Source organism: Microbacterium sp. nov. GSS16, assembly GCF_028198145.1.
GTDB lineage: Bacteria > Actinomycetota > Actinomycetes > Actinomycetales > Microbacteriaceae > Microbacterium.
Genome location: NZ_CP116338.1, coordinates 988,639 through 1,013,782, shown reverse-complemented (window position 1 = coordinate 1,013,782; position 25,144 = coordinate 988,639). Strand labels below are relative to the sequence as shown.

Here is a 25,144-nt window from a genome sequence, read left to right as displayed (position 1 = left end):
TGCAGTGGTTGACCAGACTACAACAGCTGCAGTGGTTGCGCTAGGGTCATCCCATGGCGAAGAACGATGCGCGGCGTAGCGCGCTTGCGGACGCCGGTATCACCGTGCTCGCCAGGGAGGGCTCGCGCGGGCTCACCCACCGCGCGATCGACGCTGAGGCGGGGGTGCCGCTCGGAACCACGTCGAACTACTTCCGCAGCCGGGAGCTGCTCATCGCCGGACTCGTCGAGCGGATCGGCATCCGTCTCGCGCCCTCCGCCGACGATCTCGCCACACGGGAGTCCGCGCCGCCGACGCGCGAGCTCTTCGCCGATTACGTGAGGGACATCGTTCGGCGTCTCACCACCCACCGCGACGTCACGCTGGCGCTGTTCGAGCTGCGACTCGAGGTGGCCCGCCGGCCGGAGCTGATGCCCGCGATCCGCGACTGGCAGCGTGCCGCGTTCGACGCGGACGTGGCGTTCAACGAGGCCGCAGGGCTACCAGGTGGGCGTCGCGAGATCGCACTGTTCCATTACGCGATCGAAGGCCTGGTCTTCGACCGGCTCACCTCGCCGCTCGACCCGGAGACCGGCACCGACGAGATCGTCGACGCGCTCGTCGCGGGCCTGATCGACGACCCCGGGCGTCACAGGTAGCCGGCGAACGCCATCGTGGTGACGGTGGTCGCGGCGACGAGCACCGACAGCATCCCGCCGAGTGCGAGCGGACGCCAGCCGGCGGTGCGGATCGTCGCCGGATCGGTCGACAGACCGATGCCGGCCAGGGCGGTCGCCACGAGGAAGCCGCTGACCTGGCCCAGCGCATCCGCGACGACGGGCGGGACGACGCCGGTCGAGTTGACGAGGGCGAGCGCCACGAATCCGACCAGGAACCACGGCACCAGGCGCAGCACGCGGGCGAGGGAGAAGCCGCTGCGCCCCTGGCGGCGTCGAGCGTCGATGACGGCCAGTCCGACGCTGACCGGCACGATCATCAGCGTGCGCACGAGCTTGACCACGACGGCGAACTTCAGCGCGGCGGCGCCGTAGACGCTGGCGGCGGCCACGACCGAGCTGGTGTCGTTCACGGCGGTGCCGGCGAACAGGCCGAATGCCTGCGGCGACATCCCGAGCAGGTGCCCGATCAGCGGGAACGCGCCGATCGCGATGATATTGAACAGGAAGATCGTCGAGACGGCGTAGGCCACCTGCGAGCTCTTCGCGCGGATGACCGGCGAGACGGCGGCGATGGCCGAGGCCCCGCAGATGCCGGTGCCGACGCCGATGAGCGTGACCAGCCCGGCGTCGATGCGCAGCGCGCGCCCGAGCAGCCAGGCCGCGAGCAGGCAGACAGCCAGCGAGAGCAGCATGACCGGCAGCGAGCGGGCCCCCACCCGGAGCACCGAGTCGATCGAGAGGCCGGCACCGAGCAGCACGACGGCGCACTGCAGCACGAACGAGCTCGCGAACCGCACGCCCCGCACGACGCGGCCCGAGGGCCGTCGCACGAGAGCGATCAGCACGCCGATCAGCACGGCCGGGATCACCGCTCCGAGCACGGGGACGGCGCGACCGACGAAGGTCGCGATCGCCGCGATCACGACGCACAGCAGCAGCCCCGGCAGCACGCCGCCCACAGCGCCCAGCGCCGCCCCCGGGCCCCGGCGCCGGCTCTCGGCGGTGGGCGGCTGCGACACAGATGCACGAGCGGTTCGTTCCATGCATCCAGTCTTCGACGGGCGGCAGGGCGCAGAGTAGAGCGCGCATTCTTGTAGGGTTACAACGAGGAGTTGTAACCATGGAGATCGTCGACGTCCGGCCGCTGCGCGCGCTGGTGCAGGTGGCGTCCGACGGCAGCATCTCGCGCGCCGCCCGCTCGCTCGGCCTCACCCAGCAGGCGCTCTCGGCACGGCTGCGCGCCTTCGAACGCGAGATGGACGTCGAGCTGCTGCAGCGCTCGCCTCGCGGCACCGTGCTCAGCCCGCAGGGCGACCTCGTCGTCGTGTGGGCGCGGGAGGCGCTGGCCTCGATGGACCGGTTCAACGCGGCGGTCGGCTCGCTGCGCCAGCACAGCGCGACCGATCTGGTGGTCGCGGTCAGCCAGACCGTGGCCGCGCACCTGCTTCCCGGCTGGGTCGCCGCTCTGCACGGTCGCCAGATCGCCCGCGGCCAGCGTCCGTCATCGGTCGTGTTCGACACCGCCAACAGCGACGAGGTGATCCGCAAGGTGCAGGAGGGCGAGTGCGCACTCGGCTTCATCGAGAGCCCGCGCATCCCGACGGGCCTCGGCTCGCGCGTCGTGCACTGGGATTCCATGGTCGTCGCGGTGGGCCTGCAGCATTCGTGGGCCGGCCGCAACAGCGTCGACTTCGCCGAGGTCGCCGCCACGCCCCTCATCGTCCGTGAGCAGGGCAGCGGCACCCGTGCCGCCCTCGACCAGGTGCTGAGCGCGGCCGGCTACACCGCCGAGCCGCCGGCATCGGTGCTGTCGACCGAAGCGGCGGTGCGCTCGGCGGCGATCGCCGGCATCGCTCCGGCCGTGCTCAGCGAACTCGCCGTCGCCGACGACACCGCGCTCGGTCGCCTGCACGCACTCGATCTGGCGCCGGTGCCGCTGCGCCGGCCGATCACGGCCCTGTGGCAGGGTGGCCCCCGCGATCTGCACGGCCTCGCCAGGGAACTGGTCGAGGTCGCGACGAGCTGACGAGAACGGCCCGCCCCCGGTGCGGGAGACGGGCCGTTCGGCGGTGATTCGCGCGGGTCGGATCAGCCGTTGCAGATCTTGCCGAGCTCGGTGCTCGCGTCGGAGACCTTCTTGACGGTGTCGTTGACCTTGGTCATGGCGTCGCTGGCCTGCGAGGGGTCGGCCGAGACCTCGCCGATGATGGTCGAGAACTCGCCGTACGCCGACACGAACTCGTTGTAGACGGGCGAGACCTCCTCGTTCGTGATCTTCTCGCCGAGCGCCTCGAACTCCTTCTGCACATCGGCGAGCGCGTCGGCGGCAGCCGCCGGGTCGGTGGATGCCGTAGCCGAGAGCTCCTGTGCCTTGTTGCTGATCTCGGTGCCCTCGTCGACGAACAGCTGGCAGGCGTCGGCGACGCTCTGGCTGCTGGCCGCCGGCTTCTCATCGGCCTTCTTGCCGTCGCCGCTGTCGGCCGCCGGAGCGCCCGAGCAGCCGGAGAGGCCGACAGCGAGGGCGAGAGCGGTGATGAACAGGGCGGACTTGGGTGCGGTGCGCATGGATTCTCCTCCGGTGACAGGCCGAAGGCCCGCCTTGCGCAGCCCCCCGACTATGAGAACCCTATTGCACACGACCCGCGCTGGGAGGGCGACGCAGCGCATCCCGGTACGATCGGTGGGTACGTCTCTGACCGAGCACCAGGAAGCGAGGTGGTTCACCATGTCGAGTGACAGTCATAGTCGCAGACACGTCATCCCCTCCGCTTCCGCATCGCTCGGCTGAGCGGCGGCGTCTGCTGCGACGCACGCCCCGGCGTTCCCCGCAACGCTCCCGCGCGGTGCCTGATCAAGGCTCGCCATGACTCCTTTCCAGCTCCAGTCCGTCTCCGAGGCCGCCGACGACATCCGCCGTCTCATCTCCGAGCAGGATCTCGCCGGCGCATCAGCCAGGCTGACCCCGCTGTCCGTTCCCGAGGTGGTCGAGCTCGTCGACCGGCTCGGCATCGAGGACGCCGCGATCGTCTACCGGCTGCTCGCGAAGGCACGGGCACTCGACGTGTTCGAAGCGCTCTCCCCCGGCACCAGGGGCGACCTGGTCGGCGCGCTGCGCCGCGCAGAGGTGACCTCGCTGTTCGCCGAGATGGATCCGGATGATCGGGTCTGGCTGCTCGACGAGCTGCCGGCCTCGGTCGCCCCGCAGCTGCTGCGCGGGCTCACCCGGCAGGAGCGCGACCTGACCGCGGGCATGCTCGGCTATCCGCAGCACTCGGTCGGCAGGCGCATGAGCCCGGAGTTCGTCACCACGCATCCCCGTCTCACGGTGCGCGACACGTTCGCGCGCATCCGCGCCGCGCTCGACAGCGCAGAGACCGTCTACACGCTGCCGGTGACCGACGCGCGCCGGGTGGTGGGGATCGTGAGCCTGCGCGATCTGATGTCGGCCGACGAGGAGGCCCTGATCGCGGACGTCATGAGCGACCCGCACGTCGCCGAGGTCACCGAAGACGCCGAGGTCGCCGCGCGGCGCACCACCGACTACGGTCTGCTGGCGCTGCCGGTGGTGGACGGCGAGCAGCGGCTCGTCGGCATCCTCACGATCGATGATGCCGCCCGCATCCTGAAGCAGGAGGAGAGCGAGGATGCCGCACGCCAGGGCGGTGTCGAGCCGCTGCGCCGCTCGTACCTGTCGACACCGATCCGTCGCCTGGTGCGCTCACGCGTGGTGTGGCTGCTCGTGCTCGCCGTCGGCGCGACCCTGACCGTGCAGGTGCTCGACGCGTTCGAGGCGACCCTCGCGCAGATGACCGTGCTGGCGCTGTTCGTGCCGCTGCTGATCGGCACCGGGGGCAACACCGGCAATCAGGCCGCGACGACCGTGACCCGCTCGCTGGCGCTGGGCGAGATCGTCCCGCGAGACCTGCGCAAGGTGCTCTTGCGGGAGGTCAGGGTGGGGCTGTGCCTGGGGCTGCTGCTCGGCACGCTCGGATTCGCGATCGCCGGGCTCGTCTACGAGTGGCACGTCGGGCTGGTCGTCGGCCTGACGCTCGTGGCCGTCTGCACGGTGGCCGCATCGATCGGCGGCATCATGCCGCTCGCTGCTCGAGCCATGAAGGTCGACCCGGCGGTATTCTCGAACCCGTTCATCACGACGTTCGTCGACGCGACGGGCCTGATCATCTACTTCCTGATCGCGAGGGCCGTGCTCGGCATCTGAGCGCTACTGGGCGGTGTCGCCGGTTGCGGCCCGGTCCGCGTCGGCGGCGGCGTGGCGCGGATGCCAGAGCACGACCTCCGTCGAGCGGCGGATGCGCCGCCCCGACGGCAGGGTGACGACCTGCCCCGTCGCTCCGGCGGCGAACACGCGCACACCGGGACGGTTCTCGCGCTCGGCGCGCAGCGCACCCTCGAGCTCGCTGACGCGGCGACGCAGCATCCGCACCTCGTCCTCCAGGTCGAGCAGACGGGCGATGGCCGGCAGACTCATCCCCTCGCTCGAGAGCTGGGCGACCTCGCGGAGCTGCTCGATGTCGCGCATCGAGTAGCGCCGCGAGCCGCCGCGGGTGCGGCCGGGCACCACCAGGCCGATGCGGTCGTACTGCCGCAGGGTCTGGGGGTGCATCCCGGCCAGCTCCGCGGCGACCGCGATCGCGAAGACGGGCGAATCGGCGTCCATGCTCAGGCCTTCGCCTTGGCCATCATCTCGGCGCGCGGGTTCTCCTTGGGGCCGAGCTCGCGGAAGCGCTCGAGCGCCTCCCTGGCGGCCTCGTCGAGGTGCGAGGGCACGGCGATCTGCAGTTCGGCGAGCAGGTCGCCTGTGCCCTTCGCCGTCGTCACGCCGCGACCCTTGACCCGGAGCACGCGCCCGGACGGCGTGCCGGGCGCCACACGCAGCTTGACGATCTCGCCGCCGAGCGTGGGCACCTCGATGGTCGCGCCGAGTGTCGCCTCGGTGAACGTCACCGGCACCGTGAGGCGCAGGTTCAGTCCGTCGCGGGTGAACACCGGGTGCGGGCGCACCTTCACCTGCACGACGATGTCACCGGGCTCGCCGCCGTCGGGCGACGGGCGCCCGCGGCCGCGCAGACGTATCTTCTGCCCGTCCTTCACGCCCGCGGGCACCTTCACCTTGAACGGCTTGCCGTCGCCGGCCTGCAGGGTGATCGTGTCTCCCTGCACCGCCGTGGCGAAGTCGAGCGTGGTCGTGGCCGTGAGGTCGGCGCCCTTCTGCGGGCCGCCGAAGCCGCGGTACCCGCCTGTCGGCTGGCCGAATCGACCGGAGCTGAACGAGCCGCCGCCCTGCGAGAACATCGAGAAGATGTCGTCGAAGTCGGCCTGGCTCGCGCGACCGCCCTGCCCGAACCGGCTGAAGACGTCTTCGAAGCCGCCTGCCCCGCCGGCACCGGGCGCCGTGAACCGCGCGCCCGAGCCCATGGCGCGGATCTCGTCGTACTCGCGACGCTGCTCGGCATCGCTGAGCACGCTGTACGCCTCGCTGATCTCCTTGAACTTCGCCTCGGCCGCCGCATCGCCCTGGTTGGAGTCGGGGTGGTACTTGCGGGCGAGCTTGCGATATGTCTTCTTCAGATCGGCGTCCGAGACGTCCTTCGAGACGCCCAGCGTCTTATAGAAGTCCTTGTCGAACCAGTCCTGGCTAGCCATCGATCACCTGCTTCTACTCGGCGGGAACAGCGACGACGACCTTGGCCGGGCGCAGTTCGACGTCGCCGAGGCGGTAGCCGACCTCGACGACCTCGAGGATCGTGGAGGTGGTGACACCTGGTGTCGGCTGCTGGAAGATCGCCTCGTGCTGCTGCGGATCGAACTCGTCGCCCTGCGCGCCGTAGGCGACGACGCCGAGGCGCTCGACCACCGCGCGCAGCTTGTCGGCGATCACGGCGAAGGCCGAGCCCTCGGTGAGGTCGCCGTGCTGCTGGGCACGGTCGAGGTCGTCGAGCACGGGCAGCAGGCCCTTGGCGACCTCGCCCTTGGCGCGGGCGATCTCGACATGACGCTGCTCTTCGGTGCGGCGACGGTAATTCGCGTACTCGGCGGTCAGGCGCTTCAGGTCGGTCAGCAGCGCGTGCTCGGCGTCGACGATGCCCGCGTCGGAGCCGTCCTCGCTGGACGCCTCGTCGATCTGCTCGGCGTTCAGGATGTCGTCGACCGTGAGGTCGTCGTCGGAGCCCTCGGCCGCGGCGGCCTCGGCGGAGTCGGGATTGTCAGGAACGTCCTGGTTCTGCGGCGCGGGGCCGGATGCCTGAGCATCCGACCCCTCCGGAACCTCGTTCTCGTCGAAGTTCTTGTCCGTCATGATTACTTCTTCTCGTCCTCGTCGTCCACGACCTCGGCATCGACGACGTCCTCGTCGGAGGAGGCGTCGGCCGGGGTCTCGTCACCTGCGGGGGCGCCGGCTGCGGCGTCCGCCTGGGACTGGGCGTAGATCGCCTCGCCCAGCTTCGTCTGCGACTCGTTCAGCTTGTCGAATGCGGTCTTCACCGCCTCGTCGTCGTCGCCGGCGAGAGCCGTCTTGAGCGCGTCGACATCGCCCTGCACCGAGGTCTTGACGTCCTCGGGGAGCTTGTCCTCGTTCTCCTTGATGAGCTTCTCGATCGAGTACGAGAGGGTCTCGGCCTGGTTGCGCACCTCGGCGGCCTCACGGCGCTTCTTGTCTTCGGAGGCGTGCTCCTCGGCCTCGCGCACCATGCGGTCGATGTCCTCCTTCGACAGCGACGAGCCGCCGGTGATGGTCATCGACTGCTCCTTGCCTGTGCCCTTGTCCTTGGCGGACACGTGCACGATGCCGTTGGCGTCGATGTCGAAGGTGACCTCGATCTGCGGGATGCCACGGGGGGCCGGGGCGATGCCGGTGAGCTCGAAGGTGCCGAGCGGCTTGTTGTCGCGGGTGAACTCGCGCTCGCCCTGGAAGACCTGGATCGCGACCGACGGCTGGTTGTCGTCGGCGGTGGTGAAGGTCTCGCTGCGCTTGGTCGGGATCGCGGTGTTGCGGTCGATGAGCTTGGTCATCATGCCGCCCTTGGTCTCGATGCCGAGGCTCAGCGGGGTGACGTCGATGAGGAGGACGTCCTTGCGCTCGCCCTTGAGGACACCGGCCTGCAGGGCGGCGCCGACGGCGACGACCTCATCGGGGTTGACGCCCTTGTTGGCATCCTTGCCCGTCTCGCGCTTGACGAGCTCGGCGACGGCGGGCATACGGGTCGAGCCGCCGACCAGCACGATGTGGTCGATGTCCGACACCTTGATGTTCGCCTCGCGGATGACGTCCTCGAAGGGCTTCTTGGTGCGGTCGAGGAGGTCCTTGGTGAGGTCCTCGAACTTCGCGCGGGTCAGGCTCTCGCTCAGCGAGACGGGACCCGAGTCGGTCAGCGACAGGTACGGCAGGTTGATCGAGGCGCTCGTCGAGCTCGAGAGCTCCTTCTTGGCCTGCTCGGCGGCCTCCTTGAGTCGCTGCAGGGCGATCTTGTCGCCCGAGACGTCGACGCCGGTGGTCTCCTTGAACTGCTTGATCAGGTAGTCCACGACGCGCTGGTCCCAGTCGTCGCCGCCGAGGCGGTTGTCACCGGCGGTGGCGCGCACCTGGATGGTCGAGAAGTCGTCGTCCTTGCCCACCTCGAGCAGGGAGACGTCGAAGGTTCCGCCACCGAGGTCGAAGACGAGGATGAGCTCGTCCTCCTTGCCCTTGTCGAGACCGTAGGCGAGGGCGGCCGCGGTGGGCTCGTTGATGATGCGCAGCACGTTGAGACCTGCGACCTCACCGGCCTCCTTCGTGGCCTGACGCTCGGCGTCGTTGAAGTAGGCGGGAACGGTGATGACGGCGTCGGTCACGGTGTCGCCGAGGTACGACTCGGCGTCGCGCTTGAGCTTCTGGAGGATGCGCGCGGAGATCTCCTGCGGCGTCCACTTCTTGCCGTCGACGTCGAACGTCCAGTCGGTGCCCATGTGGCGCTTGACCGACGCGATCGTGCGGTCGACGTTGGTGACGGCCTGGCGCTTGGCGGTCTCGCCGACGAGCACCTCGCCGTCCTTGGTGAACGCGACCACCGACGGGGTGGTGCGGAAGCCCTCGGCGTTGGCGATGACCTTGGGCTCGCCACCCTCGAGGACGCTGACGACGGAGTTGGTGGTTCCGAGGTCGATACCGACAGCACGTGCCATGTGTTTCTCCTTTGCATTGGTGAAGTCTCGGACGATCAGACGTGAACCTGAGTCGTGATGACTCAAGTGTAGACGCAGGTCCGGATGCTGTCAAGCAAACTTGATATGACACGGCTCAGGTTTGTGTCGATAGCGTCGCATTTCGCTGTTTGACGCCACGCGCCACGCATCCGGGCCGGGCGATCTAGAGTCGCCCGCATGGCCCGACCCGCGCTGCTCGCCGTCTCGCACGGCACCTCCGACGCCGACGGAGCGCGCTCGATCGCCGCCCTCGTCGCGCGCGTGACCGAGCGCCTGCCTGACGTCGACGTGCGGGCGGCTTTCGTCGACGTGCAGCAGCCCGACGCGGCGAGCGCGCTGGCCGCGATCGACGGACCGGTCGTGATCGTGCCGCTGCTGCTCTCGCAGGGCTTCCACGTCCACCACGATCTGCACGGCATCGCGGTGGACAAGGCGGATGCCGTCGTCACCGACCCGCTCGGCCCCGACGCCCTGCTCGCCGAGGCCCTTGCCGAACGGCTGGGCGGCGTCGCGAGCCCCGACTCTCCCGTCGTACTCGCCGTCGCCGGCTCCCGCGACGAGCGATCGGTGCCGGATGCCGAGGGCATGGCCGCACTGCTGCGCGCCCGCACCGGCCGGCGCGTCGATCTCGCGTATCTCGCCGCCCGGCATCCGGATCTGCCGACGGCGCTGACCGCCGCACCGGATGCCGTCGTCGCGACCTATCTGCTCGCACGCGGGTTCTTCTTCGATCTCGCCGCACGCCACGCCGGCGCGCATCCGATCACGCCGCCGCTGCTCGACGATCTTCTGCCCGATCAGGGCATCCCGGATGCCCTGGTCGACCTCGTCGTCGCGCGATACGCCGGGGCGCACCCGGGCTGACCCATCCGAGACAGGCGAACAAGCCGAGGCAGGACGGATTCACGCGGCTGCGTCCTACGTCGGGTGGATCGCCTGCGCTCGCGCGGTCGTCGCCACCGGATGCACACATCCGACGACCGCGCCACCCCCGCCGCGTCATGTTTCACGTCACATGACGCCGTGTTTCCCTCCTGGTCTTTCCGTGTCACGGAAGGTTTCCGGCCCGGATCGCAGTACGTACCTTGATCCCCAGCCATTCATCAAAGGAGGGCCTCGATGACCATCCAGCAGCCGACGACGATTCGCGGCGCGCGCACCCGCACCAGTCGCACGCCGACCAAGCCGCACGGCCAGTGGGCCGTCGACGGCCGGGAGCCGCTCAACGCGAACGAGGAGTTCAAGCTCGCCGACGACGGCCTCAACGTACGGGAGCGCATCGAGACGATCTACGCGCAGGGCGGCTTCGCGAGCATCGATCCGACCGACCTGCACGGGCGGTTCCGCTGGTGGGGGCTGTACACGCAGCGCAAGCCGGGCATCGACGGCGGGCGCACCGCTCAGCTCGAGCCCCACGAGCTCGAGGACGAGTACTTCATGATGCGGGTGCGCATCGACGGCGGTCAGCTCACCACTCGGCAGCTGCGCGTGATCGGCGAGATCTCGACCGAGTTCGCCCGCGACACCGCCGACATCACCGACCGGCAGAACGTGCAGCTGCACTGGGTCGAGGTGCAGGACGTGCCCGAGATCTGGCGCCGCCTCGAGGCTGTCGGCCTCAGCACGACCGAGGCGTGCGGCGACGTGCCGCGCGTGATCCTCGGCTCGCCCGTCGCGGGCATCGCGGCCGACGAGCTCATCGACCCCACCCCGCAGATCCGCGAGATCGCCGACCGGTTCCTAGGCGATGAGACGCTGTCGAACCTTCCCCGCAAGTACAAGACCGCGATCACCGGGCACCCGAGCCACGACGTCGTGCACGAGATCAACGACTGCGCCTTCGTCGCGGTCGAGCACCCCGAACTCGGCATCGGCTACGACCTGTGGGTCGGCGGCGCGCTGTCGGTGGTCCCCCGACTCGGCGAGCGCCTCGGCGCCTTCGTGCCGGCCGAGCGCGTCGCCGAGGTGTGGCACGGCGTCACCCAGATCTTCCGCGACTACGGCTACCGGCGCCTGCGCAACAAGGCGCGGCTGAAGTTCCTGCTCGCCGACTGGGGCACCGAGAAGTTCCGCGCGGTGCTCGAGAACGAGTACCTCGAATCCCCGCTGCCCGACGGCCCCGCGGCCCCCAAGCCGAAGAGCCTCGGCGACCACGTCGGCATCCACCGGCAGAAGGACGGCCGGTTCTTCGTCGGCGCCGCCCCGCTTGTCGGCCGCGTCTCCGGAAGCACTTTGACGGCGCTCGCCGACCTCGCCGAAGCACACGGCTCGCAGCGCATCCGGACCACGCCCCACCAGAAGCTGCTCGTGCTCGACGTCGAGGAGAGCCGCGTCGGGAGTCTCGTCGCCGGCCTCGACGCCCTGGGCCTGTCGGCCCGCCCGAGTCTCTTCCGTCGCGGCACGATCGCGTGCACCGGGATCGAGTTCTGCAAGCTCGCGATCGTCGAGACCAAGGTCAACGCGGCCCGCGCGATCGAGCAGCTGGAGGAGCGCCTGGGCGCGCTCGAGCCCGAGATCGGACGGCCCATCACGCTGCACGTGAACGGATGCCCGAACTCGTGCGCGCGCATCCAGACCGCCGACATCGGGTTGAAGGGTCAGCTCGTGCTCATCAACGGGCAGCAGGTGCCGGGATACCAGGTGCATCTCGGCGGCGGACTCGCGAACGTCGACCGTGAGGAGGCCGGTCTCGGTCGCACCGTGCGCGGCCTGAAGGTGCCTGCCGACGGCATCGCCCACTACGCCGAGCGCGTCATCCGCCGCTATCTCGCAGATCGCGACGGCGCCGACGAGACCTTCGCACAGTGGGCGCACCGCGCTGACGACGAGGCGCTGCAGTGAGCACCGCGGAGAATGGGCCCCTGAGCCTGTCGGAGGGTCGCCGGCCCGCCGCAGACCTGCGCGCGCTCGCCGAGCGCGGCAATCTCGAGCTGCGCAGTCGTCAGCCCGACGAGGCCGGTCCCGCTGAGGTCGTCGCCTGGGTCGCCGCCAACTTCGCTGTCCCGCAGGCCGCCGTCGCCTGCTCGATGGCGGATGCCGCGCTTCCCCACCTGGTCTCGCAGAGCCTCCCCGGAGTCGACGTGCTCTTCCTCGACACCGGCTACCACTTCCTCGAGACGAGGTTCACGAGAGACGAGGTCGCATCGCGGCTCGATGTGAACGTCGTCGACGTGAAGCCCGCGCAGAGCGTGCGGGATCAGGATGCCGAGTTCGGCGCCGACCTGTTCGCCCGGGATCCCGGCCTGTGCTGCGCGCGACGCAAGGTCGAGCCGCTGCAGCGCGCACTCGGCGGCTACGAGGTGTGGTTCACCGGTGTGCGCCGCGACGAGGCGCCCACCCGCGCGGCGACCGAACTGGTCGTCTGGGACGAGCGCAACGGGCTCGTGAAGGTGAACCCGGTCGCGGCGTGGAGCTTCGATGACCTCATCGACTACGCCACGGTGCACGACGTGCCGGTGAACCCCCTGATCGCGAGCGGGTACCCCTCGATCGGCTGCGCGCCGTGCACCCGGCCGGTCGCCCCCGGCGAAGACCCTCGCTCCGGCCGATGGGCCGGACTGACGAAGACAGAATGCGGGCTGCACGTATGAGCACTGTTGTCGACCCCACCATTACCTTGAGCACCCTCGACCTGCTCGAAGCCGAGGGCATCCACATCATCCGCGAGGTGGTCGCCGAGTTCGAGCGCCCCGTGCTGCTGTTCTCGGGCGGCAAGGACTCGGTCGTGGTGCTGCACCTCGCCGCGAAGGCGTTCGCCCCCGGTCGGGTGCCGTTCCCCGTGCTGCACGTCGACACGGGGCATAACTTCCCCGAGGTGATCCGCTTCCGTGATGAGACGGTCGCCCGGCTCGGCATCGACCTCGAGGTCGCGCGCGTGCAGGACTACATCGACGACGGCCGCCTCTTCGAGCGCCCGGACGGCACGCGCAACCCGCTGCAGACCCAGCCGCTGCTGGATGCCATCGCGGCCGGCCGCCACGATGCGGTCTTCGGCGGCGCCCGCCGCGATGAGGACAAGGCGCGGGCCAAGGAGCGCATCATCTCGCTGCGCGACGAGTTCGGCCAGTGGGATCCGCGCAACCAGCGCCCCGAGCTGTGGAGTCTGTATAACGGCCGGCACCTGCCCGGGCAGCACGTGCGCGCCTTCCCCGTCTCGAACTGGACCGAACTCGACATCTGGCGCTACATCGAGCGCGAGGACATCGCGCTGCCGCCGCTGTACTACGCCCACGAGCGCGAGGTGTTCCAGCGCTCGGGCATGTGGTGGGCGGTGGGCGAGTTCTCGCAGCCGCTCGACGACGAGCAGGTGGTGCGCCGCACGGTGCGCTATCGCACCGTCGGCGACATGAGCTGCACCGGTGCGGTCGAGTCGGACGCCGCCGACACGGCGGCGATCGTCGACGAGGTCGCCCGCACCACCCTCACCGAGCGCGGCGCGACCCGGGCCGACGACCGAATCAGCGAAGCCGCCATGGAGGACCGTAAGAAGGACGGGTATTTCTGATGAGCACCGACAGCACGACGCGACGCGTCTCGACTCCCTTCGCTCGCTCGACGACCGGGGAGCTGTTCCGGTTCGCGACCGCGGGCTCGGTCGACGACGGCAAGTCCACCCTGGTCGGCCGGCTGCTGCACGATGCGAAGGCGATCCTCGCCGACCAGCTCGACCAGGTGGCCGCGACCTCGCGCGCCCGCGGCTTCGCACATGGCGCGTTCGACTTCGCGCTGCTCACCGACGGGCTGCGCGCCGAGCGCGAGCAGGGCATCACGATCGACGTCGCGTACCGATACTTCGCCACCGACCGGCGCAGCTTCATCCTCGCCGACTGCCCGGGGCACGTGCAGTACACCCGCAACATGGTCACCGGAGCGGCGACGGCAGACGCCGTGATCGTGCTGGTGGATGCCCGCAAGGGCGTCGTCGAGCAGACCAGACGCCACCTGGCCGTGGCGTCGCTGCTGAGAGTCGCGCACGTGATCGTCGCGGTGAACAAGATCGACCTCATCGGATTCGACGAGCAGACCTATGTCGACATCGAACTCGAGGCGCTGCGGGTGGCCGACGAGCTCGGCATCAGCGCCGTGCGCGTGCTGCCCGTCTCGGCGCTGGAGGGCGACAACATCGTCGACAGGTCCGAGCGCACCCCCTGGTACGGCGCAGAGACGCTCTTCGAGCTGCTCGAGACGCTGCCAGTGCGCACCGACGCCGAGGCTCCGCTGCGACTGCCGGTGCAGCTCGTGCTACGCCCGCAGGGCGGCCTCTCGCCCGAGATCACCGCAGACGAAGCCGAGCGGCTGCGCGACTTCCGGGGTCTCGCCGGGCGCATCACCGCAGGCACCGTCTCGGTCGGCGACCGAGTGCAGGTGCTGCCCTCGGGCCTCTCCAGCGAGGTCACGGGTGTGCACGTCGCCGGCGTCGACACCGGCGCGGCCTCGGTGCGGCAGTCGGTGACGCTCACGCTGGCCGACGAGATCGACGCGGCCCGCGGCGCCCTGGTCGTCGCCGAGGGCTCGGCTCCGCCGCTGCGACGGGATGCCGTGGTCGAGCTCTTCCAGCTCGACCCCCGCGCCACGGCGCCGGGCGCCCGCGTGCTCGTCAAGCACGGCACTACGACCGTGCAGGCGTTCGTCGCCGAGGTGCTCACCCGCCGTGACCTCGAGACCCTCGCGCACATCGACCTGAACGCGGCGGCGGATGCCTCGATCGCCGAGAACGAGATCGGCCGCGTGCGGCTGCGCCTGGCATCCGATCTCCCACTCGAGCCGTACGCGCAGAGCCGCGAAGGCGGCTCGCTGCTGCTCATCCACCCCGCCGACGGCGCCACTCTGGCCGCCGGCACCGTCATCGACTGACCCGACCGCGCCGCACCGAACCGCAGCACGAGCCTAAGGAGGCGAAACCGTGAACATCACCCGCACGAACAGGACATTCACCGCACTGGGGGCCCTGGCGATGGGCCTCACCGCGCTGGTGCTCGCAGGCTGCGCCCCGGCATCCGGATCCGCCGCCGAAGGGGATGCGGCAGAGCTGCGTCTCGGCTACTTCGCCAACGTCACCCACGCGCCGGCGCTGGTCGGGCTGTCGGAGGGACTGTTCGACGAGGCGCTCGGCGACGTCGACCTGACGACCGAGATATTCAACGCCGGCCCGGCCGCGATCGAGGCTCTGTCGGCCGGCGCGATCGACGCCGCCTACATCGGGCCGAACCCCTCGATCAACACGTTCATCCAGTCGGGAGGCGCCTCCGCCCGCATCATCGCCGGAGCGACGTCGGGAGGGGCCGCTCTCGTCGTGCGCGACGGCATCGACTCACCCGCCGATCTGGAGGGCGCGAACCTGGCCAGCCCGCAGCTCGGGAACACGCAGGACGTGGCGCTGCGCAGCTGGCTGGCCGAGGAGGGGTACGAGACCTCGGTCTCGGGCGGTGGCGACGTCAGCATCTCACCGACGGAGAACGCCCAGACGCTGACGCTCTTCCAGGACGGACAGCTCGACGGCGCATGGCTGCCCGAGCCGTGGGTGTCGCGCCTGGTCGTCGAGGCCGGTGCGCACGTGCTGGTCGACGAGGCCGACCTCTGGGACGACGGGGCTTTCCCGACCACCGTGCTGCTCGTGCGCAAGGACTTCGCCGACGAGCATCCTCAGCTCGTCGACAAGCTGCTCGCAGGTCACATCGCCGCGGTGCGGTGGCTGGACGAGAACGAGGCCCAGGCCGGCGCCGTGATCAACGCCCAGCTCGATGAGGCGACCGGCAAGCGGCTGGCCGACGACGTGCTGGCTCGGGCGCTCGAGAACGTCGACTTCACGGTCGATCCGCACGCGGAGACGTTCCAGGCGCTCGTCGCCGATGGGCTCGCCGCTGGCACCCAGAAGAAGGGCTCGATCGACGGGCTGTTCGACCTGCGCGCGTTGAACGCGCAGCTCTCGGACGCCGGCGACGACGCCGTCTCGGCCGCGGGGCTCGGGGAGCAGTGATGGCGAGCCGCGACACCCTCGCACGCCCCGCCGTCACGCACGGCCACCTCGTCCCCAGCTTCGACGGCGTCAGCCCCCTGCCCGGCGAGCGAGCACCCGTCGACCCGGCGGTACGCGTCTCGCACGTCACCAAGCGGTACGGCGTCGGGCCGATCGTGCTCGACGACATCTCGCTCGACATCGCACCCGGCGAGTTCGTGTGCCTGCTCGGGGCGTCCGGCTGCGGCAAGTCGACGCTGCTCAACCTCATCGCCGGTCTCGAGCCGACGACCTCCGGGGCCATCGAGACGCCCGACGGCGGGTCTGCGGTGATGTTCCAGGACTCGGCGCTGATGCCGTGGCTCACCGCCCGCCGCAACGTCGAGCTGGCGCTGCGGCTGCGCGGCGTGCCGCGGGGCGAGCGCGCGGCCGAGGCCGACCGGCTGCTCGCGACCGTGAACCTCGCCGAAGCCGGAGACAAGCGACCGCACGAGCTATCCGGCGGCATGCGCCAGCGGGTCGCTCTGGCGCGAGCGCTGGCTCAGGATCGGCCGGTGCTGCTCATGGACGAGCCGTTCGCCGCCCTCGACGCCATCACCCGCGACCTGCTGCACGAAGAGCTCGAGCGCGTGTGGCGGGCCACCGGCCGCACGATCGTGTTCGTCACGCACAACGTGCGCGAGGCCGCGCGTCTGGGACAGCGCGTGGTGCTGCTCTCGAGCAGGCCGGGCCGGATCGCCGGCGAGTGGCGCATCCGCAACACCGTCGGGCGGCGCATCGAATCGCCCGAGGTCGCGGCTCTCGCCGGCGAGATCACCGCCGAGCTGCGGAAGGAGCTGGCCCGCAATGCCTCCTGAGTCGACAGCGCCGACGACGCCCACCCCCGTCGAGCACGACGATCTGCGCACCCTGTCGAGCGGTCTCGATCGGCTGCAGTCCGATCCGGCTCAGGCCGCGCCGCGCTGGCGCGGCATCATCGCCAAGGCGCTGCCGCCGGTCGCCCTGCTGCTCGTGCTGGTGGCGCTCTGGCAGCTCTACATCACCGTGGCCGCCCCGCGCCCCGACAAGGCGCCCAGCCCGACCGCGGTGCTGGCCGCCCTCGGCGACGCCTGGGAGTCGGGTCGCCTGCAGCAGGCCGTGCTCACCAGCCTCGAACGCGGCGGGCTGGGTTTTCTCATCGCGATCGCCATCGGCACCCCTCTCGGTCTCGCCCTCGCCGAGTGGAAGCTGCTGCGTCGCGCCGCCGGCCCGCTGATCTCGGGGCTGACCGTGCTGCCCTCTGTGGCCTGGGTGCCCGCGGCGATCATCTGGTTCGGGCTGACCGATGCGACGGCGTACTTCGTGATCCTGATGGGCGCCATCCCCTCGATCGTGAACGGCCTGCTGTCCGGCGTCGACCAGGTGCCGCCGCAGCTGCGCCGGGTCGGCACCGTGCTCGGCGCCACCCGCTGGCAGCTCGCCACCACCGTCGTGCTGCCCGCCTCGCTGCCCGGGTACGTCGCGGGTCTGAAGCAGGGCTGGGCGTTCTCGTGGCGCTCGCTGATGGCCGCCGAGATCATCACGATGGGCGGCTCGATGGGCTTCGGTCTGGGAACGCTGCTCAATCAGTCGCGCGAGCTGGCGGACCTCGCCAGCGTGCTCGGCACCATCATCCTGATCCTCGCGATCGGCATCGTCATCGAGCTGGTGCTCTTCGGGCCCCTCGAACGCCGGATGCTGCGCGATCGCGGCCTGCTGCTGGGAGGCACCTCATGACCGGAACAGTGACCCTCGTCGGCGCCGGCCCCGGCGATGCCGGGCTGCTCACGCTGCGCGGACTGCGCGCGCTCGAAAAGGCCGACGTGATCGTGGCCGACCGGCTCGGCGCGCGCAGTGTGCTCGCCCAGCTCGAGGCGGAAGGCTCCGTCATCGCCGCCGAGGTGATCGACGTCGGCAAGCTGCCCGGTCACCATCCCGTGCCGCAGGACGGCATCAACGAGCTGCTCGTCGAGCTGGCCCTCGCCGGCCGCGACGTCGTACGGCTGAAGGGCGGCGATCCGTTCGTCTTCGGCCGCGGTCGCGAAGAGCAGCTGTTCTGCGAAGCCGCCGGCATCCGGGTCGACGTCGTGCCGGGCGTGACCAGCGCCGTCTCGGTGCCGGCCGTCGCGGGCATCCCCCTCACGCATCGCGGCGTCAGCGCGTCGTTCAGCGTCGTCAGCGCGCACGACCAGATCGAACCCGGCGGGTCGGTGAGCAGGTCGGGTGCCGACCACACGCTGGTGCTGCTCATGGGCGTCAGCACGCTGGCGCACTCAGCGCACGTGCTGGCCGCCGGCGCGCGCGGCGCCGACTGCCCGGTCGCGATCGTCGAAGACGGCTACGGCAGCGGCGAGCGCGTGACGATCGGAACGCTGGGCACGATCGCGCAGCTCGCCGCCGCGGCGCAGGTGCGCTCCCCCGCGGTGGTCGTGGTCGGCGAGGTGGTGCGGCTGAGTCCGTTCGCCGCGGCGCTGGTCCCGGCATCGACGGATGCCGAAGACGCCGCGCCCCGGGCATCCGCCGCCGCACGCCGGCGGGGGCGCTCGCGCCTGACCGCCGCACTCGACGCCGGCCTCGCCGTCGACACCGGGCTGGTGCGGGCGATCGACTCGAGCTTCCGCTTCTCTCATTCCGCTTCGTCTCGAAAGGCCTCCCTGTCATGACCCTCTCCACGCTGCGCGTCGCGATCGTCGGTGCGGGACCCGCCGGCATCTATGCGGGCAACCTGCTCGCTCAGGCCGTCGCCGCCCTCCGCCCGGCTCAGGGAGCCGACTCGGCCGACGCGGTCGAGATCGACGCGGTCGAGATCGACCTGTTCGAGTCGCTTCCCGCCCCTTACGGGCTGATCCGCTACGGCGTCGCGCCGGACCACCCCCGGATCAAAGGCATCGTCAGCTCGCTGCACGAGATGCTCGACGCTCCCCAGCCCGGGCCTTCGAGCCTGGCGGACACTCGCCGCACCATCCGGTTCATCGGCAACGTCGAGGTGGGTCGCGACATCGCTCTCGACGAGCTGCGCGAGCGGTACCACGCGGTGATCCTCGCCACCGGTGCGCTGCGCGATGCGACGCTCGACATCCCCGGCGTCGACCTGCCCGGCTCGTACGGCGCGGCCGACTTCGTGGCTTGGTATGACGGGCATCCCGACGTGCCCCGCACCTGGCCGCTCGAGGCGTCGTCGGTCGCGGTGATCGGCAACGGCAACGTCGCGCTCGACGTGGCGCGCGTGCTCGCCAAGCACGCGGTCGATCTGCGCACCACCGAGGTGCCGGACAACGTGCTCGCGGGCCTCGAGTCGTCGGCGGTGACCGACGTGCACGTGTTCGGCCGCCGCGGACCCGCCGACATCAAGTTCACGCCGATCGAGCTGCGCGAGCTGGGTGAGGTGCGCGACGTCGACATCGTGCTGTACAACGAGGACTTCGAGGGCGTCGATCCGGCGGCCGCGCCCAACAACCAGCTCAAGGTCATGCTGCGCACCCTGAACTCGTGGCGGGGAAAGCCGTCGACGGGAGCGTCGCGGCGTCTGCACCTGCACTTCTGGCACGCGCCGGTCGAGATCACCGGTGACGACCGCGTCACGGGCATCCGGTTCGCCCGCACCGCGCCCGACGCGGCAGGCGTCCCGGTGCCGACGGGCGAGGTGCGCGAGTACGACGTGCAGGCGGTGTACCGCGCGATCGGCTACTACGGCACGCGCGTCGAGGGCGCGGACTTCGACGAGCGCCGCGGCGTGGTGCCCAACGTCGAGGGAAGGGTGCTCGGCCAGACCGGCCTCTACGCGACCGGCTGGATCAAGCGCGGCCCGGTCGGGCTCATCGGGCACACGAAATCCGACGCCCTCGAGACGATCGGCCACCTCGTCGCCGACGCACGGGCGGGACTGCTCACCCACCCCGCCGCGCCCGGGCCCCTGAGCCCCGCGGAATCTGGGCCCCTGAGCCCCGCGGAACCCGGGCCCCTGAGCCCCGCGGAACCCGGGTCCCTGAGCCCCGCGGGATCTCGGCCCCTGCGCCTGTCGAAGGGCGATGTGCTCGACCTGCTCGACGAGCGCGGGACGGCCTACACGACCTGGGACGGCTGGCTGGCGCTGGACGCGCACGAGCGCGCGCTCGGCGAGAATCACGAGCACGTGCGCGAACGCGTCAAGGTCGTCGACCGCGAAGAGCAGGTCGAGATCTCGCAGCCGGGGGTGCTGACCCGATGACCTATGTGATCGCGCTGCCCTGCGTGGACGTGAAGGATCGCGCCTGCATCGACGAGTGCCCGGTCGACTGCATCTACGAGGGCGAGCGCTCGCTGTACATCCACCCCGACGAGTGTGTGGACTGCGGCGCCTGCGAACCGGTCTGCCCCGTCGAGGCGATCTACTACGAAGACGACCTCCCCGAGGAATGGGCCGACTACTACAAGGCCAACGTCGAGTTCTTCGACGAGATCGGCTCTCCGGGCGGCGCATCCAAGGTCGGCGTCTACGACTTCGACCACCCTGTCGTGGCCGCGCTCGCCCCACAAAGCCCTTCAGGGGCGCACGGATGACCGACTACGACGTGCTGATCGTCGGCGGCGGGCCGGCCGGGCTGTCGGCCGCGCTGAACCTCGGACGCTCGCTGGCCCGCGTGCTGGTCGTCGACGCCGATCGGCCGCGCAACGCGGCGACGCTCAACTCGCACGGCTTCCTCACGCGTGACGGAGTACCGCCGTTCGAGCTGCGGCGCATCGCCCGCGAAGAGCTGGCGGCGTACCCGAACGTCGAGATCCGCTCGCGGGTGCGCGTCGGCGCGCTGACGGCGACGGATGCCGGGTTCGCGGCCGGCATCGGCCGGCGCGAGCCCGCAGAGCAGGTGACGGCTCGCTCGGTGCTGCTCGCGACCGGGCTGCGCGAGACGCTGCCCGACGTGCCGAATCTGCGCGGCTTCTACGGCATGAGCCTCTTCAGCTGCGCCGCCTGCGATGCCTGGGAGCTGCGCGGGCGCAGCCTGGCGCTCATCGGCGAATCGAACGACCTCGCCGACCGGGCGAGGCTGATCGCGCACTGGACCGCTCGGCTGACCGTGTTCACGAACGGCTCCGACGCGGTGGGCACCGCCGAGGAGGCGGAGCTCGTGGCCGCCGGCGTGACGGTCGTGCGCTCCCCCGTCGTCGAGCTGGTCGGTGACCGGGGCCGGATCGAAGCCGTGCGCACCGCCGACCGCGAGGAGCACGTGATCGACGGGGGGTTCGTGCGCCCGGAGTGGGAGGCCGACCTGTCGTTCCTCGGCGGGATCACGCCGGAGCGCGATGGGCAGGGGCACCTGCTCACCGACAGGTCGGGTCGCACCAGCATCCGGGGCCTGTACGCGGCGGGCGATGTCGCCGCCCCCGGGCCTCAGCAGCTGATCGTGGCGGCAGGGGCCGGAGCGCGCGTCGCGGCGGTGATCACGCACGACGCGATCGGGGTGGCCACGGCGCACTGACCATCGTGGGTCACCTCGCGGCGATGCGCTCCAGCGCGTCGAGGGGGATCCTGACCCACGACGGGCGGTTGCGCTTCTCGTAGATCGCCTCGTATACCGCCTTGTCGGCTTCGTAGGCGTCGAGCAGAGCCTGCAGCGGTGGGCTCAGTTCGGTCGCCGCTTTCGCGTCATCGGGATCGCAGGCCGTCGCGTACCCGTGCAGGAAGTGCTCGCGTGCAATCGCCGACCACTCCTTCGCGCGTTCGCCACGCAGCTCCTGCTCCTCGTCTTCGGTGGGGCGACCCGCCAGAGACATCTCGACGACGCCGGGCGCGTAGCTGAACGAGCGCAGCATGCCCGCCACGTCGCGCCAGGGCGAGTCGGGCAGCGCCCGCTCGGCGAACGGCCGGCCCGGCTCGCCCTCGAAGTCGACGATCCGCCAGCCGTGCGACGTGCGCAGCGTCTGGCCGAGGTGCAGATCGCCGTGCACACGCTGCACGTCGAGCCCGTCCAGCCGCGCGACCGAGTCGTACAGCGCGCGCAGTCGGTCGGCGTACGGTTCGATCTCGGGCACGATCGGCAGCGCTCTTTCGAGCCGTTCGGTCATCGTACGGGCCAGCTGAGCGGTCGCATCGGGGCCGCGACGCTCCAACGGGAACCGTTCGCGCAGCGCGGCGTGCACCTCGGCGAGCGCCTCGCCCAGTCGCGCGGCCTCACCGCCGAAGTCGCCCCCGGACTCGGCCACGGTCAGCTCGGGGTCGGCCAGCGCGGTGCGCACACTCGCGGTGGCAAGCTCGAAGCCGTCGGCTGCCGTGCCCAGCAGCTCCTGCAGCATCGCGAGCTGCAGGACCTCGCCGTCGAGATCGAGCTCGATCCAGCCGTAGAGCTCGGCGATGTGCTCCGAACCCGCGTTGGTGAGAACGTCATGGATCTCGATATCGGCGTTCAGTCCCGGGTTCACCTTGCGGAACAGCTTCATGATCGCCGTGTCGTCGAAGCGCAGCGACGAGTTCGACTGCTCGCCGGTGAGGGGCGAGGAGCGCAGCTCGGGGTCGAGCGCCGGGCTGGCCGCCACACGTCGGAAGCGCAGCCCCCCGACGTCCGCCCGCCCGCTCGGCTCGGCGGCGATGAAGCCGCGCAGCCAGAGCGCCATGGCATCGCGGTCGTGAACCGCGTCGTAGAGGTGGCGCTCGCGCCCCTCGAACTCGATGGCGCCGACGTAGGCGTGGCTGTGCCGGTCGTCGAATTCGTCGTATGCCGACAGCGGCACCTGGTACAGCTCGGTGCCGCCCTCGTCGTCGGCGTACTCGACGGTGATGAGCAGCACGCGCACGGCGGGATCCCGCCCGGCATCCGTCAGCTCGCCGAGCTGCCTCACCGCCGTGACGTGGAACGGGCGTCCCTTGCCGCCGAACCACCGCGTGCGAACCAGGTACCCCTCCAGAAGAGAATGATCGATCAGGTTCACAGCAGCCCCTCCTCAGACTCCTCCGCCGGCGCATGCAGCTGGAACCAGTAGAAGCCGTGCCCGGCCAGCGTCAGCAGGTACGGCCACTCGCCGATGCGCGGGAACGGCACCCCGCCGACCAGTTCGACCGGGACCATCCCCTCGAAACGCCGCAGATCCAGCTCGACCGGCTGCGGGAACTGCGACAGGTTGTTCACGCACAGGATGACGTCGACCGAGCCGTCGTCGTTGGTGTGCTCGCGCGTGTACGACAGCACCGACGGGTTCGAGCCGCCGAGGTCGTTGAAGCTGCCCAGGCCGAATGCCGGATGCCGCTTGCGCGCGTGCACCATCTGCCGTGTCCAGTGCAGCAGCGACGAGCGATCCTCCTGCTGCGCCTCGACGTTCACGGCGAGGTAACCGTAGACGGGGTCCTGCACGACCGGCTTGCTGAGCTTGCCGGGGTTCGCGGTCGAGAAGCCCGCGTTGCGGTCGCTGGTCCACTGCATCGGGGTCCGCACCCCGTCACGGTCACCGAGCCAGATGTTGTCGCCCATGCCGATCTCGTCGCCGTAGTACAGCACCGGCGAGCCGGGCAGCGACAGCAGCAGGGCGGTGAACAGCTCGATGCGGTCGATGTCGTTCTCGAGCAGCGGAGCGAGTCGTCGACGGATGCCGATGTTGGCCTTCATCCGCGGATCCTGCGCGTACTCGTTCCACATGTAGTCGCGGTCTTCGTCGGTGACCATCTCGAGCGTCAGCTCGTCGTGGTTGCGCAGGAAGATGCCCCACTGGCATCCGGCGGGGATCGTGGGGGTGTCGGCGAGGATCTCGCTGATCGGGTAGCGCGATTCGCGGCGAACGGCCATGAAGATGCGCGGCATCACCGGGAAGTGGAAGCACATGTGGCATTCGTCGCCGCCCACCTCGGGGTCGCCGAAGTAGTCGACCACATCGGCCGGCCACTGGTTCGCCTCGGCCAGCAGCACCCGGCCAGGGTAGTTCTCGTCGACGAAGCGGCGCACCTTCTTGAGGAACTCGTGGGTCTCGGGCAGGTTCTCGCCGTTGGTGCCCGGCCGCTCGTAGAGGTACGGAACGGCGTCGAGGCGGAACCCGTCCAGCCCCATGTCGAGCCAGAACCGCATGGCGTCGAGCATCGCCTCGTGCACCTTCGGATTGTCGAAGTTGAGGTCGGGCTGGTGGCTGAAGAAGCGGTGCCAGAAGTACTGCTTGCGCACCGGGTCCCACGTCCAGTTGCTCGGCTCGGTGTCGACGAAGATGATCCGCGCGTCCTCGTAGAGCTGGTCGGTGTCGCTCCACACGTAGAAGTCGCCGTAGGGGCCGTCGGGGTCGCTGCGGCTGGCCTGGAACCAGGGATGCTCGTCGCTCGTGTGATTCATGACGAAGTCGATGATCACCTTGATATCGCGCGCGTGTGCGGCGTCGAGGAACTCCTGGAAGTCGTCGGTGGTGCCCAGGTCGGACTGCACGCCGGTGTAGTCGGCGACGTCGTAGCCGCCGTCGCGCAGCGGTGAGGGGAAGAACGGCGGGATCCACAGGCAGTCGACGCCCAGCCACTGCAGGTAGTCGAGTTTGTCGATGAGGCCGCGGAAATCGCCGACGCCATCGCCGTCGCCGTCTTTGAACGAGCGCACGAGCACCTCGTAGAACACCGCTGTCTTGAACCACTCGGGCGCGGGGCTGCCCGGGGTATCGGGGAACGGCTCCTGTGTGAGCACAGGGATCGAAGCGGTGTACGGGGCGGGTTCGGCGGTCATGCGGGCTCCCTCACCATCGGATTGCGTCCGAGCATGCGCCCAACCTGTCACACGAGACCGGCGCTGGCTAGGGTCTTGTGCACCTCTTGACCTGCGTCGGCCGACGTGCAAGGAGAGCTGAGTGCTCAGCGGCCCCCGGGAGGTCCGATCAACAGCAGGATGCTGAAGATGGCGACGATGGCGACCACGATGAGCACGGCGAGCACCCAGGGCCGGTGCAGGAACCAGCGCATGGTGCGGTCGTACCAGGTGCGGTCGCGCGGGTCGTCGGTCTCAGTGAGACGCCACTGCCCCTTGAGCCGCCCGCTGCGGTGCAGCCAGATCTCGGCGGGGATGGTGGCGTAGGGCACGATCGCGCTGGCGATCGCGGTGGCGGCGACGCCGGGGTGCCAGCGCTGGTTGAATGCTAGCAGCACCGCGGTGGCGCCGTAGGCGAGGAAGACGAAGCCGTGGATGCCGCCGCCGATCGTGACGAGCACCGCCGGCTGCCCGACGGCGCGCAGGATGAGGGCGCTGATGAGCAGGGTCCAGGTGATCGCCTCGGCGATCGCGAGCACGCGGAACAGACGGGCGGGGGTGGTGAACACGGTTCTCCTCGGGTGGGTGTGCTTCCACGGTAGGTGAGCGCGGCTATGCGGATGCCCGAGATTCCC

The 25,144-nt window shown here is 70.3% G+C and carries 24 protein-coding genes; 15 read left to right on the top strand and 9 right to left on the bottom strand.

Annotation, left to right across the window (positions count from 1 at the left end; translation table 11 throughout):
• The first annotated feature begins 53 nt into the window (after positions 1 to 53).
• On the top strand, positions 54 to 638 hold the full coding sequence (locus tag PGB26_RS04705) for a TetR/AcrR family transcriptional regulator (RefSeq protein ID WP_271639186.1): 585 nt from the start codon (positions 54 to 56) through the stop codon (positions 636 to 638).
• Here PGB26_RS04705 and PGB26_RS04700 read toward each other — a convergent pair.
• Complete coding sequence (locus tag PGB26_RS04700; RefSeq protein WP_271639185.1) at positions 629 to 1,702, bottom strand: YeiH family protein; 1,074 nt, start codon at positions 1,700 to 1,702, stop codon at positions 629 to 631. The genes PGB26_RS04705 and PGB26_RS04700 overlap by 10 nt on opposite strands.
• A 77-nt stretch (positions 1,703 to 1,779) precedes the next feature.
• Between PGB26_RS04700 and PGB26_RS04695 the strand changes: the two genes are divergently transcribed.
• Positions 1,780 to 2,685, top strand: coding sequence for a LysR family transcriptional regulator (locus tag PGB26_RS04695; protein WP_271639184.1), 906 nt, complete (start codon positions 1,780 to 1,782; stop codon positions 2,683 to 2,685).
• Positions 2,686 to 2,747: 62 nt separating this feature from the next.
• Here the strand turns inward: PGB26_RS04695 and PGB26_RS04690 are convergent, their stop codons facing one another.
• Entirely contained in the window at positions 2,748 to 3,224 is a 477-nt protein-coding gene (locus PGB26_RS04690; RefSeq protein WP_271639183.1) for a hypothetical protein, read from the bottom strand.
• Positions 3,225 to 3,522: 298 nt separating this feature from the next.
• Here PGB26_RS04690 and mgtE point away from each other — a divergent pair, with 298 nt between their 5' ends.
• Complete coding sequence (mgtE, locus tag PGB26_RS04685) at positions 3,523 to 4,878, top strand: magnesium transporter (RefSeq protein WP_271639182.1); 1,356 nt, start codon at positions 3,523 to 3,525, stop codon at positions 4,876 to 4,878.
• Positions 4,879 to 4,881: 3 nt separating this feature from the next.
• Here mgtE and PGB26_RS04680 read toward each other — a convergent pair whose 3' ends face one another.
• Genes PGB26_RS04680 through dnaK form a run of 4 tightly spaced genes read right to left on the bottom strand, consistent with a single transcriptional unit; the run spans position 4,882 to position 8,837 of the window.
• A complete protein-coding gene (locus PGB26_RS04680; protein WP_271639181.1) occupies positions 4,882 to 5,337 on the bottom strand; it encodes a heat shock protein transcriptional repressor HspR in 456 nt (151 codons plus the stop codon).
• A 2-nt stretch (positions 5,338 to 5,339) separates the two neighbouring features.
• Entirely contained in the window at positions 5,340 to 6,323 is a 984-nt protein-coding gene (locus tag PGB26_RS04675) for a DnaJ C-terminal domain-containing protein (protein ID WP_271639180.1), read from the bottom strand.
• A 13-nt stretch (positions 6,324 to 6,336) separates the two neighbouring features.
• Positions 6,337 to 6,975: a nucleotide exchange factor GrpE gene (locus PGB26_RS04670; protein WP_271639179.1), complete on the bottom strand. Its 639-nt coding sequence runs from the start codon at positions 6,973 to 6,975 to the stop codon at positions 6,337 to 6,339.
• Positions 6,976 to 6,977: 2 nt separating this feature from the next.
• Positions 6,978 to 8,837 carry a molecular chaperone DnaK gene (gene dnaK, locus PGB26_RS04665; protein WP_271639178.1) on the bottom strand — a complete coding sequence of 620 codons (1,860 nt, stop codon included), beginning with the start codon at positions 8,835 to 8,837 and terminating at the stop codon, positions 6,978 to 6,980.
• Positions 8,838 to 9,035: 198 nt separating this feature from the next.
• Here dnaK and PGB26_RS04660 point away from each other — a divergent pair, with 198 nt between their 5' ends.
• From PGB26_RS04660 to PGB26_RS04605, 12 genes are all read left to right on the top strand, one after another.
• Positions 9,036 to 9,722, top strand: a complete 687-nt coding sequence (locus tag PGB26_RS04660) for a sirohydrochlorin chelatase (protein ID WP_271639177.1) — start codon at positions 9,036 to 9,038, stop codon at positions 9,720 to 9,722.
• 255 nt (positions 9,723 to 9,977) lie between these two features.
• Positions 9,978 to 11,699, top strand: a complete 1,722-nt coding sequence (locus tag PGB26_RS04655; RefSeq protein ID WP_271639176.1) for a nitrite/sulfite reductase — start codon at positions 9,978 to 9,980, stop codon at positions 11,697 to 11,699.
• Between the two features lie 20 nt (positions 11,700 to 11,719).
• The gene (locus tag PGB26_RS04650) at positions 11,720 to 12,448 is read left to right on the top strand and encodes a phosphoadenylyl-sulfate reductase (protein ID WP_442923014.1); all 729 of its coding nucleotides are present in this window, start codon (positions 11,720 to 11,722) and stop codon (positions 12,446 to 12,448) included.
• Positions 12,445 to 13,362: a sulfate adenylyltransferase subunit CysD gene (gene cysD / locus PGB26_RS04645; protein WP_333909436.1), complete on the top strand. Its 918-nt coding sequence runs from the start codon at positions 12,445 to 12,447 to the stop codon at positions 13,360 to 13,362. Before PGB26_RS04650 ends, cysD begins: the two co-directional genes overlap by 4 nt.
• Complete coding sequence (locus PGB26_RS04640; protein WP_271639173.1) at positions 13,362 to 14,711, top strand: sulfate adenylyltransferase subunit 1; 1,350 nt, start codon at positions 13,362 to 13,364, stop codon at positions 14,709 to 14,711. The genes cysD and PGB26_RS04640 overlap by 1 nt, the downstream gene beginning before the upstream one ends.
• A gap of 55 nt (positions 14,712 to 14,766) precedes the next feature.
• Positions 14,767 to 15,834: an ABC transporter substrate-binding protein gene (locus tag PGB26_RS04635; protein ID WP_271639597.1), complete on the top strand. Its 1,068-nt coding sequence runs from the start codon at positions 14,767 to 14,769 to the stop codon at positions 15,832 to 15,834.
• Entirely contained in the window at positions 15,834 to 16,670 is an 837-nt protein-coding gene (locus tag PGB26_RS04630) for an ABC transporter ATP-binding protein (RefSeq protein WP_271639172.1), read from the top strand. Before PGB26_RS04635 ends, PGB26_RS04630 begins: the two co-directional genes overlap by 1 nt.
• On the top strand, positions 16,660 to 17,568 hold the full coding sequence (locus PGB26_RS04625; RefSeq protein ID WP_271639171.1) for an ABC transporter permease: 909 nt from the start codon (positions 16,660 to 16,662) through the stop codon (positions 17,566 to 17,568). Before PGB26_RS04630 ends, PGB26_RS04625 begins: the two co-directional genes overlap by 11 nt.
• A complete protein-coding gene (cobA, locus tag PGB26_RS04620) occupies positions 17,565 to 18,494 on the top strand; it encodes a uroporphyrinogen-III C-methyltransferase (protein WP_271639170.1) in 930 nt (309 codons plus the stop codon). The genes PGB26_RS04625 and cobA overlap by 4 nt, the downstream gene beginning before the upstream one ends.
• Entirely contained in the window at positions 18,491 to 20,038 is a 1,548-nt protein-coding gene (locus PGB26_RS04615; RefSeq protein ID WP_271639169.1) for an FAD-dependent oxidoreductase, read from the top strand. The genes cobA and PGB26_RS04615 overlap by 4 nt, the downstream gene beginning before the upstream one ends.
• Positions 20,035 to 20,370, top strand: coding sequence for a ferredoxin (fdxA, locus tag PGB26_RS04610; RefSeq protein WP_271639168.1), 336 nt, complete (start codon positions 20,035 to 20,037; stop codon positions 20,368 to 20,370). The genes PGB26_RS04615 and fdxA overlap by 4 nt, the downstream gene beginning before the upstream one ends.
• Entirely contained in the window at positions 20,367 to 21,287 is a 921-nt protein-coding gene (locus PGB26_RS04605; RefSeq protein ID WP_271639167.1) for an NAD(P)/FAD-dependent oxidoreductase, read from the top strand. The genes fdxA and PGB26_RS04605 overlap by 4 nt, the downstream gene beginning before the upstream one ends.
• Before the next feature lie 10 nt (positions 21,288 to 21,297).
• Here PGB26_RS04605 and PGB26_RS04600 read toward each other — a convergent pair whose 3' ends face one another.
• The 3 genes from PGB26_RS04600 to PGB26_RS04590 all read right to left on the bottom strand — a co-directional run bounded on the left by PGB26_RS04600 (position 21,298) and on the right by PGB26_RS04590 (position 25,078).
• Positions 21,298 to 22,734, bottom strand: a complete 1,437-nt coding sequence (locus PGB26_RS04600) for a maltokinase N-terminal cap-like domain-containing protein (protein ID WP_271639166.1) — start codon at positions 22,732 to 22,734, stop codon at positions 21,298 to 21,300.
• Positions 22,731 to 24,491 carry a maltose alpha-D-glucosyltransferase gene (gene treS / locus PGB26_RS04595; protein ID WP_271639165.1) on the bottom strand — a complete coding sequence of 587 codons (1,761 nt, stop codon included), beginning with the start codon at positions 24,489 to 24,491 and terminating at the stop codon, positions 22,731 to 22,733. The genes PGB26_RS04600 and treS overlap by 4 nt, the downstream gene beginning before the upstream one ends.
• Before the next feature lie 125 nt (positions 24,492 to 24,616).
• On the bottom strand, positions 24,617 to 25,078 hold the full coding sequence (locus tag PGB26_RS04590; protein WP_271639164.1) for a DUF3817 domain-containing protein: 462 nt from the start codon (positions 25,076 to 25,078) through the stop codon (positions 24,617 to 24,619).
• Positions 25,079 to 25,144: the final 66 nt, after the last annotated feature.